This is a genomic window from Caulobacter sp. 17J65-9, from assembly GCF_010975005.1.
Lineage (GTDB): Bacteria > Pseudomonadota > Alphaproteobacteria > Caulobacterales > Caulobacteraceae > 17J80-11.
Window position 1 is genome coordinate 1 of record NZ_JAAIVC010000201.1, and the last position, 5828, is coordinate 5828.

General features: G+C 71.5%; 3 protein-coding genes. All 3 read right to left on the reverse strand.

Going from position 1 to position 5828, the window contains the following annotated elements:
- Window positions 1-263: 263 nt before the first annotated feature.
- The 3 genes from G3573_RS22600 to G3573_RS19405 all read right to left on the reverse strand — a co-directional run bounded on the left by G3573_RS22600 (window position 264) and on the right by G3573_RS19405 (window position 5626).
- Window positions 264-1676 (reverse strand): O-antigen ligase family protein, encoded by a 1413-nt coding sequence (locus G3573_RS22600; RefSeq protein ID WP_163263326.1) that lies wholly within the window; start codon window positions 1674-1676, stop codon window positions 264-266.
- Between the two features lie 282 nt (window positions 1677-1958).
- Window positions 1959-4202 carry a polysaccharide biosynthesis tyrosine autokinase gene (locus G3573_RS19400; RefSeq protein WP_163263327.1) on the reverse strand — a complete coding sequence of 748 codons (2244 nt, stop codon included), beginning with the start codon at window positions 4200-4202 and terminating at the stop codon, window positions 1959-1961.
- A 176-nt stretch (window positions 4203-4378) separates the two neighbouring features.
- Window positions 4379-5626, reverse strand: coding sequence for an outer membrane beta-barrel protein (locus tag G3573_RS19405; RefSeq protein WP_163263328.1), 1248 nt, complete (start codon window positions 5624-5626; stop codon window positions 4379-4381).
- Window positions 5627-5828: the final 202 nt, after the last annotated feature.

A 5828-nucleotide genomic window follows, 5' to 3' on the forward strand; every position in this document is an offset into this window, starting at 1 on the left:
GATGAGGGGTGCGAGCGCCACGCCCGAAGGTCTGGCGCCCGACGAACGCCACCGTCCTGACACCTCAGCATTGACACCCCTCATCCGACGCGCTCCGCGCGCCACCTTCTCCCGCAAGGGGAGAAGGGATCTCGTGCTTCGCCCCCTGAATTCGTCACGCTCTGGGTCCCCGCTTTCGCGGGGATGAGCGGGTGTTGGGGTTGAACGCGCGCGCTCCGCTGGAGCCCCCCACGGCGGCCTTCGGCCGCCTGCTCCCCCCAGCGCTACGCTCGGGGGGAGATCTTTTCGTTGCGCCCTCCCCGCTCCTTCGTCTCGCGCGTGGCCGACGCGTACGCCACACCCAGCAGGGTGGCGAAGGCGAGGACGATGGAGGGTTCCTGGAGGGCGTAGTCGGACAGGGCGTGCAGGCCGATCAGCAGGGCGGCGCAGGCGCCAGCCCGCAGCCACACGACGCCGCGGCGGCGGGGGTCGCGGGCGGCCAGGGTGATGCGGGCGAGCGGCCAGGCGACGAGGGCCAGCAGGGGGAGGAAGCCTAAGAGGCCGACCGTCTCCAGCTGTTCCAGGTAGGCGTTGTGGGCGGCGCGGATCTGCCAGAGCACCTGATAGTTCGCCGGCGTCATGACGGCGTCGTTGATCGCCTCGAACGAACCGGGGCCGTAGCCGACCAGGGGCGAAGCCTGGAAGGCGCGCCAGTGGGCTTCGAAGATGGCGCGGCGGACCTCGGCGTCCTCGAGGGCCACGCCGAAGCGCTGGACGGCGAGCTCGCCGCCGTTGAGCGCCAGGAGGGCGAGAAGGACGAGCAGGCCCAGGCCCACCCGGCGGATCCAGATGCGGCCCTCGCGGGAGCGGCCGGCGCCCCAAAGGCCGAGCGCCAGGGCGGCGACGAGGGTCGAGGTGATGGCGCCGCGCGAGGCGGTGAGCATGAGGGCGGCGCCGGACAGGGCCAGGCACAGGGCCGAGGGCCAGCCCTCCAGCAGCAGTTTTTCGAGGCCGCGGCCGCGGCCGCCGAGGTGGGCGGACTGGTCGGCGGCGCGCAGCAGGCCGGCCAGGCCGACCAGCACGCCGATGCCCAGGATGGTGCCGGCGCTGTTGGCGCTGCCGAAGGCGCCCGCCAGGCGCCCCGCGCCGATCACCCGCTTGAAGCCGTAGATGCCCTGGGGGTCGGCCATGAAGGCCATCAGCGCCCAGGCGGCGAAGGCGGCGAAGGCTAGGTTAAGGATCTGGAACCAGCGGCGGGCGGCGGCGTCGGAGCGCGCGACGGCGAAGCCGGCGGCGAAGGCGGTCGCGGCGCCTGAGAGCTTGAGGAGCTCGATCAGGCCTGAAGAGAGGTCTGGACCGGCGACGAGGGCTGGGCGGATCGACTGGGCCCAGGGGGTGAGGGTCAGGGCGAGCGCCGCGGCGGTGGTGACAAACAGGACGGCGGGGACGGCGAGCGGGCGCGAGGCCAGGGCCGCGCGGGCGCCGGGCTGGAGGACGGTCAGGGCGACGAGGAGGGCGGCCGAGAGGGCGGTGAACAGGAGCGCGAGGGCGGAGGAGTTGGCGCCGAACAGCAGGTGGCCGGCGAAGGGGAGCAGCGCGACGGCGGCGAGGGCGGCGGTGGCGCCGCGTGGCAGGACAGGAGCCGTGCTCGGCGCGCGCGACGGGGCCCAGCGGGCGGGTTGGGTTTGAGCGCTCACTTTCCTTCTCCCCTTGCGGGAGAAGGTGGCCGGCGGAGCCGGCCGGATGAGGGGGGGCGGCGCAGGGGCGTCAGGACGAGGAGCATCGCTGTCTCCAGACTTTCAACCGCCGTGCCGACACCCCTCATCCGACGCGCTCCGCGCGCCACCTTCTCCCGCAAGGGGAGAAGGGGATTCGTGCCGGCACTTGGCCCAGCCCACGCTGCGGGCGTGGGCGTTCGTCGCGGCGATCGACAAATCGTTGTCGATCGCATCCGGCCTGCGAAGGCAGGCCGGCGCTCCTCACTCCGCGTAATACTTGGCGTAGGAGCGGTGGTAGTAGCTGGGGTCGCCGTAGCCGTAGCTGGACTGTTCGCGCTGGTCGATCTGGGTCAGGACCGCGCCGGCGACGAAGGTCTGGCCGTTCTGGAGCATGCGCAGGGCCGACTCGGTGGCCTTCTTCGGGGTCTTGCGCCAGCGGACCAGCAGGGCCACCGCGTCAGCCTTGGGGGCCAGGGCGCGGGTCTCGGCCACGGCCAGGACCGGGGCGGTGTCGAGCAGGACGTAGTCGTAGGACGACTTCAGCTCGGCCAGCAGCTTGGTCATGGCCACAGACCCGAAGACGTCCTTGGGCGTGTAGGCGTGCTTGGCCACCGGCAGGACCTTGGCGGAGGAGCGGGCGTCGTCGAGCAGGACGTCGGCCAGCTTGGCCTTGCCCGACAGGACTTCCAGCAGGCCCTTTTCCGGGTCGAGGCCCAGCTCGTCGTTGACGGCGCGGCGGCGCAGGTCGCAGTCGACCACCACCACCTTGGCGCCGCTCATGGCCAGGGTGCGGGCCAGGCACAGGGTGGTCGTGGTCTTGCCTTCGTCCGGCAGGGACGAGGTCAGGGCGATGACCTTCAGCTGTTCGCCCATCTTGGCGAACTGCAGGGAGGTCTTCAGGTTGCGGAAGGCCTCGGCGAAGCTGGACAGGGGCTTGTCGACCACGTGGTCGACCGGGGCGCCGGCCTCGTCGGCCTTGGCGCGATCCATGGTCGAGGCCAGGACCGGCACGCCGGCCAGGTAGGGCAGGCCCAGCTGCTGCTCGACCTCGTCGGCGGTGCCGATGCCGGTGTCGAGCATTTCGCGCATGACCGTGGCGCCGACGCCGGCGCCGAGCGCCAGGACGAAGCCCAGGGCCAGGTTCAGCGGCAGGTTCGGGCTGGACGGCTCGGTCGGAATGCGGGCGCGCGAGACGACGCGGGCGTCGGACTGCTCGATGCCTTCCTGGGCGCTGGTTTCCTTGAAGCGGCCGAGGAAGCTCTCGTAGAGGCTGCGCACGGACTCGGCGTTGCGCTCCAGCTCGCGCAGGCGAACCATGGCGCGGTTGTTGCCGGCGAGCGTGCCGCGCGAGTTGGCCAGGGAGCCCATCAGCGAGGCGGTCCGCTGGCGCTGGACCTGGGCCTGGGCCTCCAGGTTGGAGACGATGCGGGTGATTTCGGCGCGGATCTGGCTGTCGATGTCGGCCAGCTCGCGCTGGGCCTTGAGGATCTCCGGGTGGCGGGCGCCGTAGCGGCCTTCCAGGTCGGCGACGCGGCCGCTGACGGCGGCGCGCTGCTTGCGCAGCTCCTGGATGACCTGGGAGCCCAGGGCCTCGCCGACGTCCTCGCCGGTCGAGCCACGGGCCAGCTGGGCGCGGGCGGTGTTCAGCCGCGCCTCGCTCTCGGCCTGCTGCACGCGCACCAGGGCGAGCTGCTGGTTGAGGTTGGAGATTTCCTGCTCGGTCAGGGTGGCGCCCTCGGCGCTCATCAGGCCGTTGGCGGCCTTGAACTGCTCGACCGCGGCCTCGGCGGTCTGAACCTGCACGCGCAGTTCAGCGAGGCGGCCGTTCAGCCACTCGTTGGCGGTGCGGGTGGCCTCGAACTTGGCTTCCAGCTGCTCCAGCAGGTAGCGGTCGGCGAAGGCGTTGGCGATGGCGGTCGCCTTCTCGGGGTCCTCATTCTCGTAGGACACCTTGATCATGTAGGTCAGGCCGGCGCGGCTGACCTTGAGGTCCTCGAGGAGGTTGTCGACGATCTTCTCGCGGCGTTTCTGGGCCTCGAGGTCGGACAGCGAGGCCTCGGTAGCCGGGCCGCCCTTGCCGATCAGGCCGTCGAGCAGGCCGGGCTTCGCCAGGGCCGGGTTGAAGTCGGGGTCCTGGTCGAGCTTCAGCGCGGTGACCACGCGCTCCGCGAGGGCGCGCGATTTCAGGATCTCCACCTCGGTGTCGACCACGCTTGAGTCGGCCGGCAGGCCGGACAGCACGTCCTCGATGCCGGTCACCTTCTGCTTGCGCGGGTCCAGCAGGACGTTGGCGGTGGCCGTGTATTTCGGCGTGGCCTGCAGGGTGTAGACGGCGACGGCGGCGAACACGATCGCGGCGACCGCCAGCGACACCTTCAGGTGGCGGCGGAAGGTGGCGATCAGCACCTGCGGGTCGACCAGCCGGGCCAGGCGGTCCTGGTCGAAACCGGCGGCCGGGGCCGGCGCCTGGGCGGGGATCGGGAGCTGGTGGACCTTGGCGTCCATGGGGCAAGCACCGGCGGTACGAAAGCGCCTGACGGCGCGGGAAAACGAAAGACGGCGCCAGACGGCGCGTTTCGGCACGAAGGGCGTCTGACAGCGCTTTTATGCAAGAAGGGCGCCTGACGACGCCTCTCGACAACACGAGGAGGCGCCCCGTCAGGGAGCGCCTCCAGGCGTTATCAGAGCTGGAAGATCAGCGAGGTCATGACCCGGTTGGTCTTGAAGTCGGGGCCGTTGTCCGCGCCCGACGAAGACTGGTCGTAGTACTGGTAGCCGACATTGAGGCCGACGTTGCGGCTGACCAGCCAGGCGGCGCTGACGCCGGCGTTGAAGCGGTCGTCGTCGCGGTCGACGCCCTCGTACTCGTCGCGGCCCCAGCCGGCGTTGGCGGTCAGGATGACGTTGCGGCGGACTTCCCAGTCGACCTGGGCGGAGGCGGTGGACGACAGGTAGCCGGCCGAGCCCGGGATGCCGGAGTCCTCGACCGAGCGCTCGGCCTTGAGGGTCACGGTGGCCAGCTGGGTCGGGAACCACTCGACCTGGCCGCGGACGGCGAGACCGTCGACGTCCTTGAAGGTCACGTTGTCGTACTGCTGGGACAGGTAGCCGACCGCCACCTGGCCGCGGGCCAGGTCGGAGACGTCGAAGTCCGCGCCGACGGCGACTTCGTAACCGTCGGAGTCGCGCCCGGCGCTGGCCAGGTCGTAGTCGCGCTTGTTGGCGGCGGCGGTGAAGAACAGGGCGGTGGCCGGACTGACCGCGTATTCCATCTTGGCGCCGAGGGTGGCGACCGAGCGGTCGCGGTCGTCCTGGTCGATCGAGCCGCCGCCGATCTGGGCGACGTCGTCGTAGTCGTAGTTGCGCACGCCGGCCACGGCCGACAGGCGCAGGCGGTTGATCTCGTGCACGCCGCCCAGCTGGGCGGAGGTCAGGGCGTAGCGGACCGGCTCGGCCGCGGCGCCCGGCGTGCCGGACGAGGTGCGCGGCTCGGTGGCCGAGGCGTAGTCGGCGCCGCCGTAGAGGTAGCTGGAGCCCACCACGTCGAGGCGGCCGGAGAAGCCCGTGCCCCAGTCCTCGGTGTTTTCGCCGTCGAACTCGGCGTAGCGGTTCACCGAGGCGCGGGCGTAGGCCTGCAGCCGGTGACGCGACCAGCCGGACTGGACCAGCAGCTCGGGACGCACGCGCCAGACGACGTCCTGCTCTTCGCCGGTGGCGGTGGCGAAGACGTTGTCGTTGTATTCCGCGTCGACGGTGACCTTCGGGAAGGCCGCGAAGGCGCCCCACTGGACGCCCTGCGCCTCGTACTCGTCGTGCGGGCGCTCGCGCACGCTGACGTTACGGTCGCGCTCGAAGGCGGATTGCGCGAAAGCCTGGGTCGCTGCGAGCGAAGCCGCCGCCGCCACGACGCCGATTACGATCTTCTTCATCTCGCCCCCACACCACGCGAAGACGAGCGCCCCCGGTTGGTCCGGAGCGCGCTCGCGTATTCAGATCTCGAAAGCTCAGCCGCCGGTCGGGCGGTAGCTGGAACCGCCGCCGCCGCCGCCGCCGCCCGGAGGCGGGGCCATCGGCGCGGAGCCCGAGGGGCCGCCCGAGGCGCCGGCGCCGTTACCGCGGCCGGTCGAGGCC

Excerpts from the sequence above, each read along its gene's own strand:
- G3573_RS19400 (WP_163263327.1), bottom strand. The coding sequence starts at position 4,202 with ATGGACGCCAAGGTCCACCAGCTCCCGATCCCCGCCCAGGCGCCGGCC.
- G3573_RS19405 (WP_163263328.1), bottom strand. The coding sequence starts at position 5,626 with ATGAAGAAGATCGTAATCGGCGTCGTGGCGGCGGCGGCTTCGCTCGCA.